The following is a 25,553-nucleotide window of genomic DNA, read 5'->3' as shown; positions in this document are numbered from 1 at the left end:
GACCTGCGCATCTGGGCAGGCGTTCCGTCCGGCCTGGGGCACCGCCACGCCGCCCTTCCGGGGCAGGTCATCCTGAGGACGATCGACAGTTTCACGGTGATGTGCGGCCAGAACAGCGCGCTCACCATCACGCAGTGGAGCGGCATCGAAAAGCCGCCGCGGCTTCATGTCAAATTGGGGGAATAGCCGATGTCAGCGCCGTTCAACGCACGCCGGATCGCCGTTGTGGCGCCGCATCCCGATGACGAGATATTGGGCTGCGGCGGCACCATGGCACGCGCTGCCGCGGCAGGCGCGGAGGTGCATGTCGTCATCGTCACGCGCGGGCAACCGCCTCTGTTCGCGGAAGAGCTGGTCCGGCAGGTCCATGAAGAAAGCGCTCGCGCCCATGATCTTATCGGCGTGACCAGCACCCAGTTTCTTGATTTTCCTGCTGCCGGACTGGATCAGATCAAGCGCAGCGATCTTAACCATGCCCTGTCCGCCGCCCTGTCGCGGATCGAACCGGATGTGCTGCTGATCCCCTTCATCGGCGACATTCACATGGATCATCAGATCGTCTTCAACGCGGCGCTGGTTCACGCCCGGCCACGAGGCAGCGGCGGCCCAGCCTCCGTTCTTGCCTATGAGACGCTGTCGGAAACCAATTGGCTGGCGCCCGGCATCACGCCCGCCTTCAATCCCAACCTGTTCGTCGATATCAGCGACACCATCGAGCGCAAGATCGCCGCCTTTCAGGCCTTCCGGAGTCAGGTGAAGGCCAGGCCCGACGAGCGCTCCATCGACGCCATCCGCGCCCTGGCGACTTTGAGAGGGGCGACCGCCTATCGCTGCGCTGCGGAAGCCTTTGTTCTCATTCGGCAAATTAACTAACCTAAGTTATAAGTCTACCGAATCATTTCAGGGGCTTTCCAACCCCGATTCCCGCAAATTAAGCCGATCCCTATACTACCAAAGTAGTAGCGCTGCCTGTCGCAGCGCAGCAATTCTCAAAGATCGCCAAAAAAATTTTCTCCCTTAACAACATGTTAACAGCGCGTTTCGCTTACCCAAAATTTCTGTTGTAGACTCCGGGACTCTCACGGCACAAATATGTTACTGATAAGTTGTTGAAACGAAAAGAAAGGGTCGCACTACAGGCATTTAGTTACTGGTCTTCTACATTCCGTTTGGGGCCTGCTTATGGAGGTAGAAGAGATCATGAGGGGACCACCCAATGTCGTACCCAGTCAATGTGCGTCTGTTGTGCGGTAATGCAATTGTCCGAGAGGGGCTGAGCCGTATTCTGACGGAACGCGATTTCCGCGTTACTCAATATTCCAATATTGCAGCGATAATTCAACAGGATGAGGTTCCCGAAGATATCGGGCCTTCCCTGCTTCTGATCGATGATGGAACCGAAGCGATGGACGCCGAGACGCTGTCGCTCCTGCAAAAGCGGTTTCCCGGTTCCTACCTGGTTCTGCTGTCCGATCGGTTCGATTTCCAGATCATGCTGAAAGCGTTCCGGCTCGGTGCGCTGGCCTATATCATCAAGGAAATCTCCTGCGATCGGCTGGTGGCGACGCTTCAGCTGGTGGCGATGGGCGAACGCGTCCTGCCGCCGCAACTGGCCGATGAGCTGCAATCGCGGCCCAGCCTGACCGATGCGATGGAGGTCGAACGGCCGGTGGATGCCGCCTGCCTGTCGGATCGCGAGCTGGAAATCCTCCGTTGGCTTATCATGGGATGCCCCAACAAGGTCATCTCCAAGCGCATGGACATCAGCGAAGCCACGGTGAAGGTCCATGTAAAGGCCGTGCTGCGCAAGCTGCGCGTCAAGAACCGGACCCAAGCGGCGATCTGGGCAGCCAATCATGGCATGCGCGGGCGCGTCACCGAGGTCGAACCCGAGCTGCCCGTCAGCATCCCCCACCCGGCGCAACTGCCGGCCATGGAAATGGTCGCGCTCCGCGCCTGATCCCCGCCGCCCGAAAGCGTTTGTTCAAGTCCGCTGGAAAGGCTGACTGCGTCGAAACGCGTAGAAGCAAAAAGGGATCATAATGAAAGATGGAGCAGGGACGTGCTGACCGCACGTGCCACCCAGATGTTGCGCAGCCGGTTCGGTGATTTCCTGATTAAAGGAACACGCGGCCGGCTGATTGCAGTAGGACATCTGCTTTCGGGCAATTTCCTGAACGCCCTGATCATGCTGGTCAGCGTCGCGATGGCCGCGCGTTCTCTGGGACCGGCGACCTACGGCATCATGGTGCTGGTCCTGTCCTATAACCGCGTGGTCGAGCGCATTTTGCGCTTTGAATCCTGGCAACCCCTGATCCGCTTCGCCGTACAGGAGGAGGCTCAGGGTTCGCCGCGGCGTCTGCAAAGGCTTTATTGCTACGGTCTGATGCTGGATATGGGCGCGGCTGCGCTGGCGGCGTTCAGCGCCATAGGGCTGGCCCTGCTGTTCGGCCCGCTGTTGGGTCTGAAACCCCTTCATGTGGAACTGGTAGCGATCTATTCCATCGCGACGCTGTTCAACATCGCCGGCGTGCCCATGGCTGCCCTGCGGCTGTCGGGCCAGTTCAAGATGCTGGCCTATGCCCAGGTGGCGGGCAATATTTTGCGCATCCTGCTCGCCTTCTTCTGCATGGTGACCCATGCTGGAGTGATCGGCTTCATGATTGCCTGGACGGTGTCGCAGGCACTTGGGTCGGTGGCGGTCTTCTGGGTCGGTTTCCGGGCGCTTCGGCAAATGGGGATACCCAACCCGTTCCACGCCCGCCTCCGCGGGCTGGTGCGCGACTTTCCCGGCTTTTTCGGCTTTGCCTGCTCCACCAACCTGTCGTTGACGCTGCGCGTCATCACCACGGAGGCGGACTCGCTGTTCGTAGGCGCGGTGGCCGGAAGCTCGGCAGCTGCCGTTTACTATCTCGCCAAGCGGATCGCCAAGGTCGCGGCTCAGGTGGGTGCGCAGGTGCAGGCCGTTGTCTATCCCGACGTTGCGCGCATGTGGGCGAACGGCAATATCCGCAACTTCCGCGCCGCCACCCTGCAGGTGCAGATGGCGCTGGCGGGGGTGGGCGTCGCCATGCTGGCGGGCGCGTGGCTCTTCGGGCCGCTGCTGATCCGCGTGGGACCGGGTGAAGCCTATGCGCAGACCTATGTGCTGCTGCTGACGCAGCTTGTGGCGGTCATGCTGATGCTGCACGCCGCGCCGTCGCGCTCCGCGATGCTGGCGATGAACCAGAGCTGGACGGTGCTGGCGATCTCCGGTTTCGGGACCGCCCTGTTCGTTGCGGTCGCTGCCTATGCCGTGCCGCGCTACGGCCCGATCGGCGGCAATACGGCACACGTCATTCTGGGCGTGGCGACGGCCGTGCTACTGGATGTGTGCTGGCTGCGGCGGGCGCGCATCAGGCCGGTGCCGGCCAGCGCGGGCTGATCCTTGGAGGGAGCGCTTTACCAGCGATCGGTTCCGATCGCTTGGACATCGCTCAGGGGCGCAAACTCAAATGGCGCGTTCGAGACGTCAATGGCGAACATATCGGACCAAAACGGGCGCTGCGACGGCCCGAAGCATTTTGTTTCGAGATGGAAGCCATCCGATCGTCCTGCGAACTTGACCAGAAAGGTCATCCCAGCGTCGGGAGGGCCTGAAATACTGGCATATTCCTGTGCCCTTTCTCTTTGCGTTAAGCCTTTCCGCCTCAGACCTCGAGCGCGCCATTTATGGGTTCAAGTCCCGGATCAATCCTCGCCGTCGCCGCCCTTCAGAAGATGCGCGACGATCTGCGTGCGGTTGGACGCGCCGTTCACCGCCATGATTGCGCGTACATGGACCTTGACCGTGCTTTCGCTGATGTTGAGGCGCTGGGCGATATCCTTGTTGGACGCACCCTGCGCCAGCAGCCGCAAGACGTCGCGCTGACGCTTGGTCAGCAGCTTGAACCTGTCCACCGCCAGCGCGACCCGCTCGTCGCTGGCGTCCGGACGGGCAGGGCCGGATCGCGCCTGCAGCGCCAGCGCGAATGAAGCGGGGTAAATCGCCAGCCCATCTTTCAACAGGCGCAAGGCCCTTTGCATGGTGGCGATCCCGGTGCTGGACCGCAGCACCCCCTGCGCGCCCGCAGTAAAGGCCGCCAGAAGCAGCGCGTCATTACCATGATCGGCAATCACCATGATGGCAGCATGAGGCCAGATCCGCCTCGCTTCGCCGATCTGCGAGGGCAGCGCCGCGCTTTCCGTTTCGGAATCGCCGGTCTGGAACAGGATGACGTCGGGCGCCTGACCGGAAGGATCGAGGCCCGTCTGGGGCAGGATATGGTTGTCCGACTTATCAAGCGCCACCGCAATACAGGCCCGCCGTAGCGGGCTGCCGTCGATGATCAGCAAGTTGAGCGGAGCATCCTTTTCCACCATGAAACTTTCAGAACGGATAGGGTGCGGGACGGCCTGGTCCGGCGGCGGCAGCGCGCTCACGCGGCCTTGCGCGTGAAGGCGTTGCGCACCCGGCTCATCCAACCCTGCTGCACGGGGAAGCTGTCGGAATAATAGGCGGCCGACCCCATGTAGAACTGCACCGCGTCGCCATAGCCGCGCCGGGCGTGATCCTCATAATCGACCTGATTGAACACGGCGCCCACCACCTGATTGTTGACCATCTGGAGCGAGGCGCGAAGCTGTTCGACCGTGGTGTGGCCCCAGCGCACCACCATAACGGTCGAATCCGCCAGGCTGGAGAGCGTCCGCGCATCGCGCACGGCCAAAATGGCGGGCGCGTTAATGACGATCAGGTCGAAGCGTTCGCGCAGATCATCAAGCAGGCGGCCGACCTGCCAGCCCTGCACCACCGCCGCGGGATTGCGAATCTGCTCGCGCGTGCTGAGCACGACCGGCATGAGAGCTGTGGGCGCCGCACCTTCGGCCGCGTCATGCTCCACATGCTGTTCGATCTGGGGGATAAGTTTGCGGCTTTCCTCCGCATGGGTCAGCACTTCGATCAGATCGGGCGTGCCCGAACTGTCCTGGATCGACCGCAGGATGCTGGGGCCGGGACGCCGCAGGTCAAGGTCGACCACGATTGCCCGCCGTCCCATGGAGGCGGCGGCAGCGGCCAGCGTCAGCGCGACGCTCGACTTGCCGTCGCCCGGCAGAGGCGAGGTGACCAGAATCCGCTGGCTTCCGCCATGAGCAAGAGCATCATGGGGAAGTTCGCCAATTTCGCTCGCCAGGTTGCGGGCGACTTCGGTAAACAGGGATTGGGGTTGGGTGATGACCGGATTTTCCTCGATCGTGGTGCCGATGGATTCCTCCAGCTTGGGCAGCATCGCGAGCGTCCGCAGACCGAACAGGCGGCGGAGCTGGTCCCCGCTGCGCAGGCGATTGTCGAACATCTCGATACCCAGCACGATCAGAAATGCGAGGACCGACGAACCGACAAAGGCGGCCAGCGCCATTTTTTTGGGCGCGGGCGCCACCGGATAGAGCGGTACGGCGGCGGCCGACACCATGCTCGAGTTGACGCCGGTGGTCTGAAGTTCCGACTGCACGGTCTGCGCGCGCTGCGCAGTGGTCAGATAGGCCTGCCGCGCCACCTCGGCCCGACGATCGAGGATCGACAGATTGACCAGATTGGCATTGTTGCGGAAGGCTGCGCCGGTCATCGCATTGAGCTTCGCCTGAAGCTGCCCCGCGCGGGCAGAGGCCGCGCTGGCTTCCGCGAGCGCCATGGCGCGTTCGCGCCCGGCATCGGTGTCATTCTTCGTCTGCTGGGTGTTGATGACCGCGGCCCGTTCCTGAACCAGCGCCTTGCCGACCTGCGCGATCTGGGCCGAAAGTGCCTGCATCTGGGGGTGATTGGCACCCATCTGCACCGAATTTTCGGAACGCTGACGGACGAGGTCGTCATATTGTTTCTGAAGATTGTCGAGCGCAGGCGAGCTTGCGCCCGCCACAGTGCGCATGGCGGCGGCGCGACCGACGCCGGCCGCCTGCGCCTGCATCGCGCTGCTCATCGCGGCCGTAGAAGCGGCCTCGACGGCGATGCGGTTCATCTGCTGATAATCTTCGGCGCTGCCCGCGCCCATCGGCATCAGATGATCGCGGCGAAAATCGGCAACGGCGCGCTCGGCCACTTCCACCTCATGGGCCAGACGGCTGGTTTCCTTGTCCAGCGCGGCACTGAGACCGTCGCGCCAGGTCTGCCGCCGCTGCGACCGGATCTTTTGCAGGCTGTCGACAAAACGATTGGCGATGCGCGCAGACAGTTCCGGCTTGCGCGACTGGACAGTGATGTCGATGAAATCGGAATCCGTCGAGCTGACCACGCGGGTATTCTTGGTCAGCTGCACCGCGGCCTGCTGCACCGTCATCGGGATATTGTGGGTGAAGGTCGGATTGCGGTTGAGATTGAGGTCGCGCACCACCTGTTCGGCCAGCGCCTGAGAGCGATACATGCGCGCTTCATTGGCGACGCGCTGTTGGTTACGCGTGGCGTCCGCCTGATTCGAGCCGGTCGAGTCATTGAGTTCCACCTGCACCGTCGCCGTCGCTTCATATCGGTTGGGAAGTTGCAGCTGCACGGCCAGCACCACCACCACGCAGGTGATCACGATGCTCCCCACCAGCTTCATATGCCGGCGCAGCAGAAACCAGATCTGGCGGGCGGTCATCTGTTGCAGTTCGAAAGACAGGTCCTGCTGCTTTTCCCTGCCGCCGGGCGACGCCGCGCCATCGATCAGTGTCAGCTGTGCAGACGCCATGATAGTCTCCCGTCGGATTGCAGGGGCGCATGAACGGGGCCTGCCCTTGAAGCCCTTCCCCAAATCATTGCGGATATTGCGGTCTGCGCTGTCCCAGAGCAAAAGCGCATCGGGACTCGACGCGGCGCATAGGTGCTAACCCTTCGGATGCATAAGGCGGAAAGGCTGGAATGGCCGCGCCTCAGACGCGGCTAGGCATTTCTGATGTGTGTCTGACTATTCCGGATCGTCTCAATTCGAGCCATTGTGCCGGAGTTGATCGAGGATAAGAACGCTCCCCATCTCAGGGGGCCACGGATGATCGCGGAACTGGCATTGCAGGAAATGGAGCCCGGCTCGCTGGCGCGCCTGTTCGCCGCGGGCCATGCGGCGGTGCTGGTGCACTGTCCGGAGATCATTGCTGCACTGTGGCGGGGTCTGCTGGAAGATACGGCCGAGCAGATGCCGTGGGAAGCGCCGCTGGTGGACATCGCCCGCAACTATCATGGCAGCGGCGACATCACCGCGAGTCTGGGCGACCTCTTTTATTTCCAGCCTGGGCGGCACGGCTATATTGCGCGAAAAATGGCGCTCAGACGGACCGAGGGCGAAGATCATGTCATCGCCCGGCCCGGCTGGTTCGCGCAGGGGCCGCAGCGCTACACGCCGGACCCCGCCCTGTTGGACCAGTGCTGGTCGATCGGAGCGCGATTGATGGCGGCGCTGACCCCGGCAGGAACGCCGCCCGCGGATTTCGAAGTGGTCGTGCAACGGCTGAAATATCAGGAAAGCGGCGGCGACATGGACCGGCTTGAAGCGCTGGCGCGCAATTCGCTGGGGCGCTGGGGCCGGACCGGATGTGCCTGGGACGAGCGGCGCTGGCAGGCCGCAGGGATGCTCAGTCCGCGCGGGCTGTCCGATCTTTACGGAATGCTGGCCCATGCGCCCGGCCTCGGCCGCATGGCGCAGGGCATCAACCGCATGTTGCAGCGCCGCGACCGCAGCCGGGATCTGGCGCCCGGCCAACGGCTGATCGAGGGCGCGCATTTCGACCATCGCTATTTTTCAGCCCTGTGCGGTCAGCGAACGCATATGGTGACGCAGATTTTCGTGAAGGAACAATGGGTCGATCTGCCGATCGACCGCACGATGCTGGCGGTCTTTCCGGGCACCATGGCCATGCACAGCTATGGCCTGCGCCATGTCATGCATCGCGTGCTGCATGTCGAAAGGGAAGCGAATGACGGGTCCGCCAACCCGCGAACCGATAATGTGACCCTGCTGATCGGTTCCGCTTAGGGCGCGCTGCGTTAAATCAGACGCGGGCCGCACGCTCCAACTTTTTGTCATCGCATCCCGTTAGGTGGAAAGCCGGTTCCCCCTTTTCCGCACAATGCTCTAAAGGGTCGGCAGTTGCTGCGGACCTACCGGCCGGGTGTAGATCAGCCGGACCTCATCCGATTTCTCGTTCCGGCGCGGCGCATAGAGGGCCGCCAGCGCCACCATCACGGGCATCACCCACATGCGCGAATACATGTGCGGATAGGAAACGGTGTAAATCAGGAAGACCAGCACGACCGCTGCCGCCATGCCGCCTCGCTCGCGATGAAGGCGCAGCCCGCTCGCCGCCAGCAGACAGAGCAGCGTCAGCAGGATCATCAGGCCGCAAAAGGCGATCGCACCGCCCTCATTCCAGATCAGCAGGTAGAGATTGTGGACGGGATTGTCATAGGCGCTCAGTTCCCGATAGCGATCGACGCCCATGCCAATCACGGTATTTTCCTCGGCAAAACCCCACGCTTCCTCGATCAGCTGGGCGCGGTTGATGAAGGTGCCGGCCTGATTGAGATCGCCGCTTTCGACGGCATTGCCCACCCGCTCCTGAAAGGCCTTGGGCAAGGGCGCGCCGGAGGCGAAGAACAGGCCAGCGGCGACCGCAGCGACGAAGCCGAGCCGCAAGATATAGCGCGCGCCCATCAGCAGCAGCGCCGTGAAGATCGCGAGCAGGGAGGCGGCAAATCCCGTAAAGGACGCGCTCAGCATCAGGCCCCAGAGCAACAGAATCAGACAGCATAGCCCGCCAAGGCCGGAAATCAGTCGCTGACGCAATGACAACAGCAACATCGGCAGCGAGAAGGCGACGACCGCCCCATTGGGGTTGGGCTGCCCCGCCATGGCGCCCAGCCGGCCGTTGCCGGTGATGAAACCGTCCCCTAGCCAGTGGACCGTATCGTGGAAGGTCAGGAAGAAGGTCGCTGTGATCCCGATGGTTTCCGACAGGGCCGTGCCCAGCGCGAAAACCAGCGGAGCGATGCGGGTCGTCCTTTCATCCTGTTGCATCAACAGAACCGGGATGAAGAGAAATGCCACCGTATATTGCAGGGCGATGTTCACCCAGCGGAGCGGATCGCCATTCACCACCGATCCGACGAACAGACCACCCAGCATCATGACCAGACCCGTCAGCCAGAAGGGTGTCAGCGACCGGAAGGGGGTGGCGCTCAATCGTCCCCGCGCGCCCGATATCGCAAAGCTCAGGAGGAAGAAGACGTCGGAAAAGGTAAGGTTGATCTGCCCGACCCGCAACACACTCCAGCCCGACAGGAAGATGGCGGCCAGCAGGCTGTAACGCGCAATCCGGTCCCAGACATGCTCATGCGCCCCGTCCGTCCCGGCGGGACGCGCAGCCGCGCGATGGGCTGAACCAGTGAACGGAGCAGAGCTGGTCATCGACGTCATGATCGGCTTCCTATCCGCGGGACCGGACCGGCAGCCTGCCCTCCACGGCCATCCCAGGGCAAACGACCTTTGGGACAGGCGGCAGGGTCATAAAGGGCAGGCCACCCCTATCCGAATTTGCCGGGATATCAGCCGTGTGATCCGTTGATCGGCCATGGGTCTGACGGGATAAATGCGATGCACTGGCGCCCAGCCGGAGGACGGCGGGCGTGCCTCCCGCGACAAGGACAATTCGGTGACGGACGCAATCCTGCCCCGGCGCAATGCCGACGAAGCGATCACGGCGGAACAGCAGAGCCGGGCTTCCGCCCCCGTTGCCAGCCAGGGCGCGATCAAGCTGATCTATGTCGCGGGCTATGGGCGCAGCGGAACGACCCTGCTCGACATCGCCCTGGGCGAACATCCGGCGATCATGGGCGCAGGCGAGGTCACGACCCTTGCGCGGCACGTCTGGGATAATGGCGAATATTGCGCGTGCGGGGCGCAGGTCCGGGACTGTCCGGAATGGAAGGCCATCGTCGCCCGCTGGATGCAGGGGGAACCGGACGGCTTTCTGGCAGGGTATCGCCGGGCACAAACGCTGACCGAAGGCCTGCTGGCGCCCGGACGGCTGTTGCGGTTGCCCGGATGGCGCAGGCATGCGCGGCGCACGGTCAAATTGCTGCGCGGCATGACGATGGTGTCGGGACGGCCGATTCTCGTGGACAGTTCGAAACTGCCGGGTCGCGCCTTCGCGCTGGCGGCAATGCCGGGGATCGACCTGCATGTGGTCCATGTCGTGCGCGACGGGCGCGGCGTCGCCTGGTCGCTGCTGAAAGGACACCGGCGCAGCGTCGAAAAGGGCGTGCAGCGGGAACTGCGGCCCAAGCCGCTGCTTTACACCGCCCTGCGCTGGTCGATGGTCAATCTGGCCACGGAATGGCTGTGCCGCCGTGTGGGACCAGAGCGCAGCATCCGCGTGCGATATGAAGATTTCGTCGACGATCCGCGCGGCACCATCGACCGGATCGTCGCGCTGGTGGGGGAACGACCCCATAGGGGTCCCACGGACCTCGCATCCTTCGAGCCCCAGCATCAGGTCGCCGGCAGCCGCCACCGGTTGCAGAAATCCATCGTCATGCGCGGCGACGACAAGTGGAAACGGGAAATGCCGGGATGGAAGCAGTGGATCTTCACCGCTTTGTGCGCGCCTTTGCTGCGCCGTTATGACTATCCACTGCGCAGCGGAGATGCGGCATGAGGCGCCTCTGGCTGACCGTGAGCCTGTCGGTGGCGATGGCAGGCTGCTCGGGCGCCGGCAATGAATCGCGGGCTGCGGCGCAGCCGGTGAAGGGCGAGCCAGCCTTTCCGGGCGCGGTGGGCTATGGCGCCGCGGCCAAGGGCGGGCGCGGCGGACGGATCATCGCCGTCGACACGCTGGCCGACAGCGGGCCGGGATCCCTGCGCGCCTGCATCGACGCGGCGGGTCCACGCGTCTGCATCTTCCGGGTCAGCGGCCTCATCCGCTTCACCACGCCGCCGCCGATCATCTACAATCCCTTCCTGACCATCGCCGGACAAAGCGCGCCGGGCGACGGTATCGTTATCGCCCATGCCGGCGGCGAAAATGGTCGCACGCCTATTCTGGTCAAGAACACGCACGACGTCGTCATCCGCCATATCCGCGTGCGCAATGACAGGGTGGGCACGCATCGCGGATCGGAGGACAGCTTCACCATCATGAACAGCCGGCGGGTGATCGTCGACCATGTCAGCGCCAGCTGGGCACGGGATGAACTGATCAACGGCTATGGCGACAATGACTGGATCACGATCAGCAACAGCATCTTTGCCGAGGGGATTCCGCGCCACGACAAATGCGCACTGCTCGCCAGCGATCCCAAGGGGCCGCAGCATCTGAGCTTCATCGGCAATATCTGCGCTCATAATGGCGACCGCAATCCGGACCTCAACTTCCCGCCCGGCTCCTGCGCGGAGGTGGTGAACAACATCCTGTACAACGGTCAGTCGGAATTCGCCGAAATCTGGGAAAGTTTCGGCGGCGTGCCGGTGTCCCTGATCGGCAACAGCTTCATCGCGGGGCGGAACACGCGGCCCGATACGATAGGCGTGGCGCGCAACGTCATGGGATCGAAGGGGGTAGCCAAAGTCTATCTGTCCGACAACCGGTTTGACGGCAATTTCGTCCACCTCTCTCCCCTGCTGAAAGAAGCGGAGGTCAGCCAGCCGCCCTGCCCCCCGACCGTCGCCGCCCAATCGGCCGCGGACGGCTATGAAATGGCGTTGAGCGATGCGGGCGCCTTCCCACGCGACCCGTTCGACCGACGCATCGTCAGCCAGATTCGCGAGCGCAAGGGCCGTATCGTCAAGCAGCCGGGCGTGATCGACGATCTCCTGCCGGGCACGCCCTATCCCGATGCCGATGGCGACGGGATGGATGACCGCTGGGAAGCGCAGCATGGCACCGATCCGCGCAAGGCCGATCCCTGGGGCGATGCCGATGGCAACGGAATCGCCAATCTCGACCAGTTTCTGGATCAGCGCTCCCGCGACCTGATTGACGGGAAAGCGGGATGAACGCCCTGTCGCCCCGCTTCAAGGCCGCAGCAGCAGCGGACATTCGTCCGCTGCGCATCTGCTTCCCCTTTTCCGGAGACAGTATCGGGGGAAGCCACATATCGGTGCGCGGGCTGATCGCCCATCTCGACCGGGCGCTCTACCGCCCGGTCATAGTGCCGGAAGTACCCGGCGGCATGATCGCCAGCTTCTTCGCCGGGCAGGAACAGATGGACGATCCCGGCTCCAAGGGCCTTTTCGTGCCCGGTGAAGCCTTCACCCTGAAGAAATTCGCCCGAACGCTGACCGGCGTCCTGCCCCGTGCCCGATTCCTGCGGGCGAAGGGAATCGACATCGTTCATGTCAATGACGGGCGCAGCAGCGCCAATTGGGCACTGGCAGCCCGGCTGGCGGGAGCCAGGCTCATCTGGCACCATCGCGGCGATCCTGAAGCGTTGGGCCTGCGCTTTCTGGCACCCGCGCTGGCGCATCGGGTGCTGGCGGTCTCATCCTTCGCGCTTCCACCCGCCGGGATATGGTCGGCGCGGAACAGGGCATCGGTGGTGCACAGCCCCTTCGATACCGAAATCAGCGTCGACCGGGACAAGGCGCGCGACACGCTGGTCCGCGAATTGGGGGTGACGCCGGACACGCTGCTGCTTGGCTATTTCGGCGCCTTCGTGCCCCGCAAGCGGCCGCTGCTGTTCGTCGACATGGTGGCGCAGCTTCGCAGCCTTGCCGGCCGGCCGGTCATGGGGGTGATGTTCGGCGAGGCCCGGCTGCCGGCCATGGATACCGCCCTGCGCAAGCGGATCGCCGACAAGGGCGTCGCCGATCAGGTGAGGCTGATGGGCTATCGCACGCCCGGCCCCTTCTGGATCGCCGCCTGCGACCAGCTTGTCGTGCCTGCCGTGGGGGAACCTTTCGGCCGGACGCTGGTGGAGGCGATGCTGGTCGGCACGCCCATTGTCGCCGCCCGTTCCGGCGGCAATGTCGAGGCGCTGGAAGGCGGTATCGGCATGCTCGTCGAACCCGACGATGCGCAAGCGCTTGTTCAGGCCTGCGCCGCACTGGGCGCCGATCTGGGCGGAGCGCGGCAGATGGCACTGGCGGCGCAGGCCGATGCCCGCCGCCGCTTCAGCGAAGCCGCCCACTGCGCCAAGGTCAGCGCGATCTACGAGCAACTGCGACGTTTCGAGGCCTGAGGCATGCAAAATGCGATCAGCGCCGTCAGAACGCACTTCCTCTGGGCAGCTTTGTTCAGCGCGCTTGCCAATCTGCTGTTCCTCGCGCCCACGCTCTACATGTTGCAGGTCTATGATCGGGTGGTGCCGACGCGGGGTGCAGCGACGCTGGGATTTCTGACGCTGGTGCTGATGCTGGCCTATGCCACGCTGGCGCTGCTGGAATATATCCGGTCGCGCATACTGGTTCGCGCCAGCGTGGCGCTGGACCGGCGGCTGGCACGAAGGCTGATCGCCGCCACGCTGACACTACAGCCCGACGACGGCGCCCGGCGTAAGAGCCGCCAGCCGATCCGCGAATGCGACCAGTTGCGCCAGACGCTGACCGGCCCGGCCATGTTCGCGCTGTTCGATGCGCCCTGGACGCCGATCTACATCGTCGTTTGCGGCCTGATCCATCCGCTCATCGGGCTGATGGCGCTGATTGGCGGCGTGATGCTGGTCGCCCTCACCTGGGCCAGCGAGCGATCGACGCGGGCGCCATTGCTGCAGGCCAACGCGGCGGCCAACCTGTCCTATGCCAGCCAGGAACAGACGATGCTGGGGGCGGAGGCGGTGCGGGCGCTGGGGATGCGGTCGGCGATGGTCCGGCGCCATCTGGCCGAACGGGAGGATATGCTGGCCTGGCAGGCAAGCGCCAGCTTTGCCGCCGGCGGCCGGATGACGATCAGCCGCTTTCTGCGCAACGCGCTGCAATCCGGCGCCTTGGGATTGGGCGCGTTGCTGGCCATTGACGGGCAGATTTCGGGCGGGGCGATCTTTGCTTCGTCCTTTCTGCTGGGCCGGGCGGTGGCGCCGGTCGACCAGCTGGTCGCGAGTTGGCGCAGCGTCGTTCAGGCACGCGGTTCCTATGCGGAGATCATGGCCTGGCTCGACGGCCGGGCCGAACTGACGCCGCAGACCGGGCTGCCCCGCCCGACGGGGCGGCTGGACGTGGAACGCGTGTCGGTGGAGGACATCTATTCCGACCGGATGATCCTTAACAACCTGTCCTTTGGAATTGCACCCGGCGAGATGGTGGCCGTGATCGGCCCCAGCGGCGCGGGCAAATCGACGCTGGCGCGGCTGGTGGCCGGAGCGATCCATTGCAGCGAGGGTGAAGTCCGCATCGACGGCGCGGAACGGTCGCAATGGGATGGCGACGCGCTGGCGGTTCATATCGGCTATATGCCGCAGCAACTGTCGCTTTTCGCCGGGTCGATCCGCGACAATATCGCCCGATTTTCCTGCAGGGAGGGCGCCGAACCCGACCGCGACGGACGCATTGATGCCGACGTCATTGCGGCGGCTCGGCAATGCGGCGTGCATGAGATGATCCTGCGATTGCCGCAGGGATATGACACGATGCTGGGCTGGGGCGGCATGGGGTTGTCCATGGGGCAGACGCAACGGATCGCGCTCGCCCGGGCGCTGTTCCGCGATCCGGCCGTGCTGATATTGGATGAACCCAACGCCCATCTCGATTCCGATGGCGAAGCGCAGCTGATCGCGGCACTGGCGCAGGCCAAGGCCCGGGGCGCGGCGATCATGGTCACCGCCCACCGCACCGGGCTGCTGGGACCAGCGGACAGGATATTGGTGCTGGACAATGGCCGGATGCGTATGAGCGGCCCGCGCGATCAGGTGCTGGGCGCGCTGGCCAAACCGCGTCCCGCATCGATGGCAGGGGCGGCATGATGCTGATGCGGGCGCAGCGCTATCCCCTGCTTCCCGCGCCGGAGGCCTTTGTCCCGCCGGTGATCGCAGCCGATCCGAAACCGGAGGTGCGAAGCGGCCTGGCGGTGGCGGCGGCTTTTTTCCTGCTGTTTCTGGGCTGGGCGGCCTTCGCCCGGCTGGATGCGGCGGCGCTGGCGCCGGGGCGGACGACCGTGGCAGGCCAGCGGCAGAGCGTGCAGCATCGGGACGGCGGGATCGTCGCGGCCCTTCTGGTCAGGGAAGGGCAGGGGGTGCGGCAGGGTGACGTTCTGATCCGTCTGAGCGCGCCTGCGGTGGCGGCGCAGGAACGGGTACTCGCCTCTCAGGCGATCTGGCTGATCGCGCAACGCGCGCGCCTGCGGGCGGAGCAGGCCGGGACGGCCATCGATATGCCGGTCGAGTTTCTCTCGCTGGCAGGCGATGACAAGGCCGATGCGGAGGCGGCGATGCGGGCGCAGCGGGCGCAGATGGCGGCGCGCTCGGCCCTTCTCGGCACGCAGCAGGGGGTGGCGCTGCATGAGGGAAGTCAGGCGGGATCGCAGGCCATCGGTTATCGCGATCAGCTTGCGTCAGTCGTCGAACAGGAGCGGCTGATCACCGACGAGCTGGAGAGCCTGCGCGCCGTTGCGGAAAAGGGGTTCGTCAGCAAGACGCGCATCCGGGCGCTGGAACGGGCCAGAGCGGACCTGATCGGTCAGCGCGGACGGTTGCAGGCGGCGCGGGACAGCTCGGCCAATATGGTGGGTGAGGCCCGGCTGAAGGCGTTGGAGGCGAAACAGAATTTGCAGGAAAAGGTGACGGCCGAACTGCGCGACGTCGAGGCGGAACTGGGCGACGCGCTGCCCAAATGGAGCGCGGCGCGGGAAGAACTGGCGCGGACGCAGGTGCGCGCGCCGGCCAGCGGCACGGTGGTCGGGCTGTCGGTGCATACGGTGGGCGGGGTGATCGGCGCGGGACAAGTGCTGATGGACATCGTGCCGCGTCATTCCACCGTCGTAATCGAGGTTCGCTTCTCGCCCAATGATGTCGACGATCTGACCGTGGGGCAAAAGGCGGAAGTGCGCTTCGCAGGCTTTCCGGGACGCAGCCTGCCCATCATCGAGGGCAGGGTGACACGGGTGTCGGCGGACAGCTTCGTCGAGGAAAAGACGGGCGCCGCCTATTTCGTCGGGGAGGTGGAAGTTCCGCCCGGCCAGATTGCGCTGATCCGGCAACATGCGCGGGGCGATTTCGCCATGAAGCCGGGCATGCCGGTGAAGGTCGTCGTCCCGCTGCGGCAACGCACGGCGCTGCAATATATGTTCGACCCGTTGACGGATACGATGTGGCACGCCTTCCGCGAGCAATAGCCCGTCTGCCATGAGAGATTGTTGGGAAATGCGGGGAGAGTGCATTTAGAAAGGCGCCAGCCATGGGCGGGAAGGCGCATTTCCAAACGCCCCTAAGCCGATCGATGCAATCCCTATGGAATCCCCTCTATCCCTATGCCCCCACCGTCCGGGTCGTATTTCGGAGTAGAGGATTCCGACCTTTCATGAGGGACGCGGGACAGGGGGAATCATGGCGAACTATTTTAACGTCGTGGGCAGCCAGACCATCACGGCGGGCGGTGAAAAAGACCAGTTCTTCGCGTTTACCCGGCTCGCCAATCTGGATTATGCGCGTCCCGACGCAGTGCTGGCGCAGCTTGTCTGGAACTCCGCGATCTTGACCGGCAGCGGCGTCGTCTATCAGTTGGCCGCCGCCAACATCCAGATTTCCACCGACCTGTTTCTGGGCGGTCAGGGCACTGACATCCTCTATGGATCCAACCTGAACGACGCCATCTTCTACAATAATGGCGCGATTTCAGGAGGCTTTGGCGGTTTCGACAATATCGAGCAGTTCTGGCTCGCCGATGGCGACGACATTATCGACCTGTCGGCCCATGGCGCGGGCGGCATCGATTATCTCAAGGACGTTCTGGTTCAGGGCGGCGAAGGCAATGACCAGATCATTGGTGGCGCGGGCAAGGACAATCTGCAAGGCGACGGCGGCAACGACATCATCTTCGGCTGGCGCGGCAGCGACACCATTTCCGGCGGCTCGGGCGACGACATCCTCTATGGCGACGATCTGGGCTACAACAACATTTCCGGCGACGACACGCTGGACGGCGGCGCTGGCAACGACATCCTCTATGGCGGGCGCGGCAAGGACAAGCTGACCGGAGGGGACGGCATCGACATCCTCTATGGCGAAGCAGGCGACGACAGCCTGTCCGGCGGCGCGGGCGACGATATCCTCCATGGCGACGACGATCTCTCGTCGGGAAATGACGTCTTGCATGGGGATGCCGGCAATGACCGGCTCTATGGCGGGGCGGCCGGCGACGAGCTTTATGGCGATGCCGGCGACGACTGGCTCGATGGCGGCGCGGGCAATGACTATATGCATGGCGGCGGCGGCAATGACACCATCATCGCCGGAGCGGGCAATGACGTGATCGACGGCAGCGCCGACATCGATACCCTCGTCTTTTCGGGCAATCGCGCCGATTATCTGTTCACGCTTCAGACCGACGGCAGCTTTGTGGCGATCGACCAGCGGGTCGGATCGCCCGAGGGCACCAAGACCATCCGCAATGTCGAATATTTCCAGTTTGCGGATATGACCACCCCATCCGCCGGGCTGAACGCGCCGCCGGTCATTACGTCCGATGGCGGCGGCGCGACCGCAGCGCTGGCCATTGACGAGAACAGCACCGCCGTCACCACGGTCACCGCAACCGACCCGGATATGGGTCAAAGCATCGGCTTTTCCATCGTCGGCGGTGCGGATGCGGCGCTCTTTTCGATCGACGCGGCGACGGGCGAACTGCGCTTTCTGGTCGCCCCCAATTTCGAAAGCCCGTCCGACGCCGATGGCGACAATGTCTATCAGTTGATCGTCGCCGCCAATGACGGCAATGGCGGGGTCGACACGCAAAGCCTGTCCGTCACGGTGCACGATGTGCCCGACGGCGCCGCCCCGGTCATCACCTCCAATGGCGGCGGCGCCAATGCAGCGGTCACCGTCAACGAAAATGCGACAGCCGTGACCATGGTGACGGCGACCGACAGCGACAGCCCGTCGATCAGCTATGCCATAGTCGGGGGCGCGGACGCCGCCCTGTTCGCGATCGATGCCGCGACCGGCGCGCTCCGTTTCAAGGCGGCGCCCGACTATGAAGCGCCCGCCGATGCCGATCACGACAATGTCTATGACGTCGTCGTGCAGGCGAGCGACGGCGGCAATACGGACCGGCAGACGCTGGCCGTGACCGTCGCCAATCTCAACGACAACGCCCCCATCCTGTCCTCCTATGGCGGAGCGGCCTCGGTTGCCCTGTTGGTGGCGGAAAACAGTCTGTCCGCCGCCACGGTCCAGGCCGGCGATGCCGACGGCACGCCGCTCAGCTACACGATCAGCGGGGGCGCGGATGCGGCGCTGTTCTCCATCGATGCCGCGACCGGCGCATTGAGCTTCAAGACGGCGCCCGACTATGAAGCGCCCGGCGACAGCAATGGCGACCGCATCTACAATGTGACGGTCAGCGCCAGCGACGGCACCAACAGCATCGCCCAGACGCTGGCCATCACCATCACCAACGTCAACGACAATGCACCGGTCATCACCTCCAATGGCGGCGGCGCGACAGCCGCGATCAGCATGGCCGAAAACGGGGCGGCGGTCACAACCGTCACCGCCACCGATACGGACGGAACGACACCCGCCTTCGCCATATCGGGCGGTGCCGACGCGGCGCTGTTCACCATCGATGCGACGACCGGCGCCCTGTCCTTCATCACCGCGCCGGATTATGAAAACCGCCTCGATGCCGATGGCGACGGCGTCTATCAGGTGCTGGTACGCGCGACCGACGGCAGCAATGTCGACGATCAGCTGCTCTCCATCACCATCACCGACGTCATGGAAACGGGCAGGACGATCACCGGCTCCTCGGGCAACAACGTCATCAGCCCGACGACCACCGTGCTCGCCTATCAGACCACCGCGCTCAACGACACGATTTACGGCCTTGCCGGCAATGACACGATCGATGGCGGCACCGGCGCCGATTATATGGACGGCGGCGCGGGCAACGACATCTTCTATGTCGACACCTGGTCCGACGATGGCTTCGCGGGCAATGACGATCAGGTGATCGAACTGGCGGGCGGGGGCAGCGACCTTGTCTATGCTTCGGTCAGCTACCGGCTGGCGGCACAGGTGGAAAAGCTGACCCTGACCGGCGCGGCGGCCATCAACGGCATAGGCAACGACCTCGCCAACACCATCACCGGCAATGACGCGGCCAACCAGCTTTCCGGTGGGCTGGGCGCGGACATTCTCTACGGCAATGGCGGCGCCGACACGCTGGATGGCGGGGACGACAGCGACACGCTGTTCGGCGGGGACGGCAATGACGTGCTGATCGGAGGACTGGGCGACGATACGCTGGACGGCGGCACGGGCGCCGACACCATGACGGGCGGCCTCGGCAATGACGTCTATATCGTGAACAGCTGGTCCGATGACGGCAACGCGACCAATGACGACCTGGTCTTCGAGCTGGCCGGTGAAGGCACCGATCAGGTCAATGCTTCCGTCAGCTACCGGCTGGGCGCCGACATCGAGAAGCTGGTGCTGACCGGCACCGACGCCATCGACGGCACAGGCAACGACCTGGCCAACAGCATCACCGGCAACAGCGGCAATAACAGCCTTTGGGGGGGCGCGGGCAACGACACCATGCTGGGGAATGGCGGCGACGACCGGCTCTTCGGCGAGGACGGGATGGACAGTCTGGACGGCGGGTCTGGAAATGACTGGCTGGACGGCGGCGCAGCGGGCGATACGGTGAAAGGCGGCGCGGGCAATGACACCATCATCGGCGGCGCCGGAAAGGACACGCTGACAGGCGGGACGGAGGCCGATATCTTCGTCTTCAACCGGGGCGACACGACGCTCAACACCGGCAGCTATGACCGGATCGCCGATTTCAAGGCAAGCGAGGGCGACCGCATCGACCTCGATTTCCTGAACGGCAGCATTCCCGCGGCGGACTATGCCGAAGCCGCGATCGCCACCAATGTCTTCAGCGACGCGCTGGCCGCCGCCAACGCGACGGCGGGAGTGAACCATGTCACCTTCATCGCCGGAACGACGGACGGCTGGGTCTTCTACGACGCCAATGGTGACGGCGCCTTCGAACAGAGCGTGCTGCTCGTCGGCGTCAACAATGTGGCAGGGGTGGATATGAGCAGCTTCTTTTAGCCGCTCGCCACGGTTCAGCTCAAATGGGCAAATTCGCCGTAGCCGCCCTGAAAGAAGAGCAGCGGCTTGCCCGGCGACGCCACCTCCAGCGCCATGACGCGGCCCAGGACGATATAATGGTCGCCTGCCTCATGCACTGCCTCCAGCGCGCAGTCGATCCAGGCGACCACGCCATCCAGGATCGGCGATCCATTGGCCGATACGCGGTGTGACACGCCGGCAAATTTGTCCTCCGCGCCCTTCGCGGCAAATTGACGGCATAGCGGCTGCTGATCGCTGGCGAGGATATTCACGCAGAATTTCCCCATTTTTTCGATCCGGGGCCAACTCTGCGAATTTTTCGCCGGGAAAAAGGCGACCAGCGGCGGATCGAGCGAAACAGAGGTAAAGGAACCGACCACCATGCCGGTGGGCGCTCCATCATCCTCCACCGCGGTCACGACGCAAACGCCTGTCGGGTAATGGCCCAGAACATGGCGGAACGTGGTGCTGTCGAAGGCGATCGTCTCGCTCATGGCCGGGAAATCCCGGCTGGGAAGGGCTGGGTCATCATCATCGTCTCTTTTCTCGACTTGGCGGGCCATGGCAAGCGATTCCGGCCGACCGACGTTGGATTCATTCGTTCGCGGCCGCTACCTTATTTTCCTTTGGCGCGCTAAAGCACCGGCATGATCGCCATTCATCCGCTATCCGATATTCCGGAAATCCGTTCCGGCGACGATCTTGCTGCCCTGCTGCGCGACAGCCTGACCGCGGGCGGCCTATGGCCCCTGCGAAAGGGCGATGTTCTGGTGATAACCCAGAAAATCCTGTCCAAGGCGGAAGGGCGCATGATCGATCTCGACACCGTCGAACCGGGACCGGAAGCCGCAAATCTGGCGGAAAAGACATGCAAAGACCCCCGCTTGGTCGAACTGGTGCTGCGCGAAAGCAGCGCGGTGGTGCGCGCCGTGCCCCATGTGCTGATCACCCGCCACCGGCTGGGCCATGTGATGGCGAACAGCGGCATCGACCGGTCGAATCTGGGACCGGGCGAAACCGAACGCGCCCTGTTGCTGCCGATCGATCCGGACGGGTCGGCGCAAGGCTTGCTGCATGCCCTGACCGGGGAAGACGCGGATGGCATCGGCATCGTCATCTCAGACAGCTTTGGGCGGCCCTGGCGGTACGGGGTCGTCGGCGTCGCGATCGGCGCCGCGGGCCTGCCCGCGCTGGTCGACCGGCGCGGTGAGGAGGACCGCGACGGCAGGCGGCTGGAGGTGACGCAGATCGCGCTGGCTGACCAGATCGCCACGGCCGCTACGCTGGTGACGGGCGAGGGCGCGGAAGGCGTGCCCGCGGCCCTCATCCGCGGCCTGTCGCTGCCGATGGGCGAGGATGGGGCAGGCGCGCTGGTTCGCCCGCCTGAAGAGGATCTGTTCCGTTGAGCGGGCGCGTCACCGTTCTGACGGGCGGCGTCGGCGGCGCCAAGCTGGTGCTGGGGCTGATGCAGGTCTGTCCGCCCGATACGATCAGCGCCATCGTCAATACCGGAGATGACTTCCGTCATCTTGGCCTCGCCATATCGCCCGATATCGACACCCTGCTTTACACCTTGTCGGGCCGGGCCAATGCCGCGCAAGGCTGGGGCCGCGAAGGCGAGACATGGACCTTCATGGACGCGCTGAAGTCGCTCCATGGCGAAGACTGGTTCCTGCTCGGCGACGGCGACATGGCGCTGCATGTGCTGCGCTCGCACCTGCTGACGTCGGGCGAGACATTGAGCGCGGTGACGGCGCGCTTCGCGGCGGCGTGGGAACTTGCCCTGCGCATACTGCCCATGAGCGACGATCCGGTCGCCACCCATATCGAAACCGATCGGGGCGACCTGCCCTTCCAGCGCTATTTCGTCGAACAGCGTTGCATCCCTGCCGTCCGCGCCGTCCGTTTCGAGGGAGCGGCTGGCGCCCGCCCCGCCCCCGGCGTGATCGAGGCGATCAACGATCCCGACACCCGCGCCATCCTGATCGCACCGTCCAATCCCTGGCTTAGCGTAGACCCGATTCTGGCCGTGCCGGGCATCAGCGAAGCTCTGGCGGCGGCTTCCGCCCCGGTCGTCGCGGTTTCGCCCATTGTCGGCGGGCAAGCGGTCAAGGGGCCAACCGCCAAGCTGATGGGCGAACTCGGGCTGGCCGTCACCAATGAGGCAATCGCCGACCATTATGCCGGAATCATCGACGGACTGCTGGTGGACGAGCGCGATGGCGGCAAGGGCCTCGCCGTCCCCCATGCCGTCACCGACACGCTGATGAAGACACTGGAAGACCGCGCACGGGTGGCCATGGCCGCTCTGGATCTGGCTGACCGGATTGCCGGCTGATCGTGCGCTGCTGGGTCGTCATTCCGGTAAAGGCCGCCGCCGCGTGCAAGACGCGATTATCCCGCGTCATCGATGAACCGGGCAGGCGCAATCTGGTCGCCGACATGCTCGAACGGACCTTTGCCGCCGCCTGCCAGGCGGCCGGGCCTGATCGGGTGCTGCTGCTTGGCCCGTCGCGTCATGGCCTCGCCGACGATGTGGCGCTGCTCGACGATCCGGGTCGGGGGCTCAACGCTGCATTGACGAGCGCGCGCGACGCGGCGCTGGCGGCTGGCATGGAGCGGCTGCTGTTCCTTTCCGCCGATCTGCCGCTGATCAAAGCGGATGATGTGACCGCGATGCTCGACATGGCGCCAGGACACGTCGCCGTCGCGCCTGACCGCGCACAGCAGGGCACCAATGCCCTCTCGCTGCCGTTGCCGCAGGGGGAGGATTTTCAGTTCCGCTATGGTGAAGGCAGTTTTGCCGCACATCGGCGGGAAGCGGAGCGCATTGCCCTCCCCTTCACCACCATCCTCAGGCCGGGCCTCGCCTTCGATATCGACCAGCCTGACGATCTGGAGGGCTGGCGCCGAGGTTGAAACCGCCCCGGCGCCCCTTCACCCGTCAGACCGCGACGCCCGCCGCCGCCAGCACCGCCAGCGTCAGGATTTCCGAAGCGTTGGACGCCATGGTGGCGATCTGCACCGATTTGTCCATCCCGACCAGCAGCGGCCCGATCATGGTCGCGCCGCCCAGCTCGCGCAGCAGCTTGGCTGAAATATTGGCGGACTGAAGCCCCGGCATGACCAGAATGTTGGCCGGACCCGACAGGCGGCTGAAGGGGTAATTTTTCATCACTGTCGGGTTGAGCGCCGCATCGACCGTCATTTCGCCTTCATATTCGAAGTCGATGTCGCGCTGGTCGAGCAGTTTGATCGCATCGCGCACATTGTCGAGGAAGCTGCCGGGCGGATTGCCGAAATTGGAGTAGGAGAGGAAGGCGACGCGCGGGTCGTGGCCCATGCGCCGCGCCACCGCCACCGTACCTTCGGCAATGTCGGCCAGTTCACTGGCGGAAGGGCGTTCGTTGACCGTGGTGTCGGCCAGAAACACCGTCTTGTCCTTGGTCACCATGACATGGATGCCGAAGGGCGTGCGCCCTGCCGCAGGGTCCAGCACCCGCTTCACCTCTCGCAGCGTCTGCGCAAAGGGACGGGTCATGCCCGTGATCATCGCGTCGGCATGGCCCATCTTGACCAGCAGCGAACCGAAGATGTTGCGGTCGCGGTTCACCATCCGCTCGCAGTCGCGACGCAGATGGCCCCGGCGCTGGAGCCGACTGTAGAGCAGGTCGACCATTTCAGGTACCAGCGGGGAATTGACGCTGTTGTGCAGCTCGAAGCTCTCCGGGTCCTGCACGCCCAGTTCCTTGAGCTTGTGGAGCACATGGGCGCGGCCGACCAGCACCGGAATGCCATAGCCCAGCTCTCGGAACTGGATCGCGGCGCGCAGCACCACTTCCTCTTCCGCCTCGGCAAAGACGACGCGCTTCGGATTTGCCTTCGCGACCTCATAGGCCGTGGTCAGCACCGAGGTTGTCGGATTGAGCCGGCCCTTGAGCGACTGGCGATAGGCGGCCATGTCGGCAATCGGCCTCTGCGCGACGCCGGTTTCCATCGCCGCCTGCGCTACGGCGGAGGGCACCACCTCCATCAGGCGCGGGTCGAAGGGCGCCGGGATGATGTAATCCGGTCCGAAGCTGTGCGAGCGGCCATAGGCCTTGGCGACTTCCTCGGGCACCTGTTCGCGCGCCAGCTCGGCAATCGCTTTGGCGGCGGCAAGTTTCATCGACTCGTTGATCCCGGTCGCCCGGACGTCGAGCGCGCCGCGGAAGATGAAAGGGAAGCCAAGGACGTTGTTGACCTGATTGGGATAGTCCGACCGGCCGGTGGCAACGATCGCGTCGGGGCGCACGGCATGCGCATCTGGCGGCGAGATTTCCGGGTCGGGATTGGCCATGGCGAAGATGATCGGCCTGTCGGCCATCGACTTCACCATGTCCTGGCTCATGGCGCCCGCGACGGAGAGGCCCAGAAACACATCCGCGCCCCTGACCGCTTCGGCCAGCGTGCGCGCATCAGTCTTCACCGCATGAGCCGACTTCCACTGGTTCATGCCCTCGGTGCGGCCCTGATAGATCACGCCCTTGCTGTCGCACATGATGACGTTTTCATTGGGCACGCCCAGCGCCTTGATCAGTTCAGTACAGGAAATGGATGCCGCGCCCGCGCCGTTCACCACCACCTTCATCGTCTTCATGTCGCGGCCGGTCAGCATCGCCGCGTTGATGACTCCTGCCGCCGCGATGATCGCGGTGCCGTGCTGGTCGTCGTGAAAGACCGGAATGTTCATCCGCTCCTTCAGCGTCTGTTCGATGATGAAACATTCGGGCGCCTTGATATCCTCAAGGTTGATGCCGCCGAAGGTCGGCTCCATCAGCTCCACCGCGTCGATGAATTTATCGACATCCTCGGTCTTCAGCTCGATGTCGATGCTGTCGACATCCGCGAAGCGCTTGAACAGCACCGCCTTGCCTTCCATCACCGGCTTCGATGCCAGCGCGCCCAGATTGCCGAGTCCCAGGATTGCCGTGCCGTTGGAGATCACCGCGACCAGATTGCCCTTGGCGGTATAGTCATAGGCGGTCGCCGGATCTTCCGCGATGGCACGCACCGGCACCGCGACGCCGGGGGAATAGGCGAGGCTCAGGTCCCGCTGGGTCGCCATCGGCTTGGACGCGATGATCTCGATCTTGCCGGGCCTTCCGGTCGAATGGAAGAACAGCGCTTCCCGCTCGGAAAATTCCACATTCGACTTTTCGGTCATGGCTGCACCCACATATTGAAACAATCAGGTGGCCCTAGCGGTAAGATTATCTTGTGGGCAAGTGCGAGAAGG

The 25,553-nt window shown here is 64.3% G+C and carries 18 protein-coding genes and 1 pseudogene; 14 read left to right on the top strand and 5 right to left on the bottom strand.

The genetic code is table 11. The features are described from left to right. The 4 genes and pseudogenes from ACFC3J_RS02295 to ACFC3J_RS02280 all read left to right on the top strand — a co-directional run. Positions 1-186 (top strand): annotated as a pseudogene (locus ACFC3J_RS02295) (methionyl-tRNA formyltransferase); the annotation flags it as partial. Positions 187-189: 3 nt separating this feature from the next. Beyond that, positions 190-873 (top strand): PIG-L deacetylase family protein, encoded by a 684-nt coding sequence (locus ACFC3J_RS02290; RefSeq protein ID WP_375194592.1) that lies wholly within the window; start codon positions 190-192, stop codon positions 871-873. A 343-nt stretch (positions 874-1,216) separates the two neighbouring features. Then, a complete protein-coding gene (locus tag ACFC3J_RS02285) occupies positions 1,217-1,960 on the top strand; it encodes a LuxR C-terminal-related transcriptional regulator (protein ID WP_375194591.1) in 744 nt (247 codons plus the stop codon). 102 nt (positions 1,961-2,062) lie between these two features. Beyond that, positions 2,063-3,424, top strand: a complete 1,362-nt coding sequence (locus ACFC3J_RS02280) for a lipopolysaccharide biosynthesis protein (RefSeq protein ID WP_375194590.1) — start codon at positions 2,063-2,065, stop codon at positions 3,422-3,424. A 305-nt stretch (positions 3,425-3,729) separates the two neighbouring features. Here ACFC3J_RS02280 and ACFC3J_RS02275 read toward each other — a convergent pair whose 3' ends face one another. Next, complete coding sequence (locus tag ACFC3J_RS02275) at positions 3,730-4,401, bottom strand: LuxR C-terminal-related transcriptional regulator (protein ID WP_375194589.1); 672 nt, start codon at positions 4,399-4,401, stop codon at positions 3,730-3,732. 56 nt (positions 4,402-4,457) lie between these two features. After that, positions 4,458-6,743, bottom strand: coding sequence for a GumC family protein (locus tag ACFC3J_RS02270; protein WP_375194588.1), 2,286 nt, complete (start codon positions 6,741-6,743; stop codon positions 4,458-4,460). 297 nt (positions 6,744-7,040) lie between these two features. On the opposite strand from ACFC3J_RS02270, the gene ACFC3J_RS02265 reads away from it, so the two are divergent. Further along, on the top strand, positions 7,041-8,021 hold the full coding sequence (locus tag ACFC3J_RS02265) for a 2OG-Fe(II) oxygenase family protein (protein WP_375194587.1): 981 nt from the start codon (positions 7,041-7,043) through the stop codon (positions 8,019-8,021). A 99-nt stretch (positions 8,022-8,120) separates the two neighbouring features. Here the strand turns inward: ACFC3J_RS02265 and ACFC3J_RS02260 are convergent, their stop codons facing one another. Next, a complete protein-coding gene (locus tag ACFC3J_RS02260) occupies positions 8,121-9,461 on the bottom strand; it encodes an O-antigen ligase family protein (protein ID WP_375194586.1) in 1,341 nt (446 codons plus the stop codon). A 172-nt stretch (positions 9,462-9,633) separates the two neighbouring features. Here ACFC3J_RS02260 and ACFC3J_RS02255 point away from each other — a divergent pair, with 172 nt between their 5' ends. The 6 genes from ACFC3J_RS02255 (at position 9,634) to ACFC3J_RS02230 (ending at position 20,254) form a co-directional block, all read left to right on the top strand. After that, positions 9,634-10,701 carry a sulfotransferase gene (locus tag ACFC3J_RS02255; RefSeq protein ID WP_375194585.1) on the top strand — a complete coding sequence of 356 codons (1,068 nt, stop codon included), beginning with the start codon at positions 9,634-9,636 and terminating at the stop codon, positions 10,699-10,701. Continuing rightward, positions 10,698-12,038 (top strand): pectate lyase, encoded by a 1,341-nt coding sequence (locus tag ACFC3J_RS02250; protein ID WP_375194584.1) that lies wholly within the window; start codon positions 10,698-10,700, stop codon positions 12,036-12,038. Before ACFC3J_RS02255 ends, ACFC3J_RS02250 begins: the two co-directional genes overlap by 4 nt. Beyond that, positions 12,035-13,222 (top strand): glycosyltransferase family 4 protein, encoded by a 1,188-nt coding sequence (locus tag ACFC3J_RS02245; RefSeq protein WP_375194583.1) that lies wholly within the window; start codon positions 12,035-12,037, stop codon positions 13,220-13,222. Before ACFC3J_RS02250 ends, ACFC3J_RS02245 begins: the two co-directional genes overlap by 4 nt. A gap of 3 nt (positions 13,223-13,225) precedes the next feature. After that, positions 13,226-14,938 (top strand): type I secretion system permease/ATPase, encoded by a 1,713-nt coding sequence (locus ACFC3J_RS02240; protein ID WP_375194582.1) that lies wholly within the window; start codon positions 13,226-13,228, stop codon positions 14,936-14,938. Then, positions 14,935-16,305 carry an HlyD family type I secretion periplasmic adaptor subunit gene (locus ACFC3J_RS02235; protein WP_375194581.1) on the top strand — a complete coding sequence of 457 codons (1,371 nt, stop codon included), beginning with the start codon at positions 14,935-14,937 and terminating at the stop codon, positions 16,303-16,305. The genes ACFC3J_RS02240 and ACFC3J_RS02235 overlap by 4 nt, the downstream gene beginning before the upstream one ends. A gap of 211 nt (positions 16,306-16,516) precedes the next feature. Then, positions 16,517-20,254 carry a cadherin domain-containing protein gene (locus ACFC3J_RS02230; RefSeq protein WP_375194580.1) on the top strand — a complete coding sequence of 1,246 codons (3,738 nt, stop codon included), beginning with the start codon at positions 16,517-16,519 and terminating at the stop codon, positions 20,252-20,254. A 14-nt stretch (positions 20,255-20,268) separates the two neighbouring features. Here ACFC3J_RS02230 and ACFC3J_RS02225 read toward each other — a convergent pair whose 3' ends face one another. Beyond that, complete coding sequence (locus tag ACFC3J_RS02225; RefSeq protein ID WP_375194579.1) at positions 20,269-20,769, bottom strand: flavin reductase family protein; 501 nt, start codon at positions 20,767-20,769, stop codon at positions 20,269-20,271. Between the two features lie 153 nt (positions 20,770-20,922). Here ACFC3J_RS02225 and cofE point away from each other — a divergent pair, with 153 nt between their 5' ends. Genes cofE through cofC form a run of 3 tightly spaced genes read left to right on the top strand, consistent with a single transcriptional unit; the run spans position 20,923 to position 23,194 of the window. Continuing rightward, positions 20,923-21,681 (top strand): coenzyme F420-0:L-glutamate ligase, encoded by a 759-nt coding sequence (gene cofE, locus ACFC3J_RS02220; protein ID WP_375194578.1) that lies wholly within the window; start codon positions 20,923-20,925, stop codon positions 21,679-21,681. Then, positions 21,678-22,613 (top strand): 2-phospho-L-lactate transferase, encoded by a 936-nt coding sequence (gene cofD, locus ACFC3J_RS02215; protein WP_375194577.1) that lies wholly within the window; start codon positions 21,678-21,680, stop codon positions 22,611-22,613. Before cofE ends, cofD begins: the two co-directional genes overlap by 4 nt. Positions 22,614-22,615: 2 nt before the next feature. Then, complete coding sequence (cofC, locus tag ACFC3J_RS02210; protein ID WP_375194576.1) at positions 22,616-23,194, top strand: 2-phospho-L-lactate guanylyltransferase; 579 nt, start codon at positions 22,616-22,618, stop codon at positions 23,192-23,194. Positions 23,195-23,219: 25 nt separating this feature from the next. On the opposite strand, the gene ACFC3J_RS02205 is transcribed toward cofC, so the two are convergent. Further along, on the bottom strand, positions 23,220-25,481 hold the full coding sequence (locus ACFC3J_RS02205) for an NADP-dependent malic enzyme (protein ID WP_375194575.1): 2,262 nt from the start codon (positions 25,479-25,481) through the stop codon (positions 23,220-23,222). Between the last annotated feature and the right edge of the window lie 72 nt (positions 25,482-25,553).

Source organism: Sphingobium sp. (genome assembly GCF_041987595.1).
GTDB lineage: Bacteria > Pseudomonadota > Alphaproteobacteria > Sphingomonadales > Sphingomonadaceae > Sphingobium.
The sequence above is the reverse complement of the archived record's forward strand: the minus strand, read 5'-3'. Positions and strand labels throughout refer to the sequence as shown.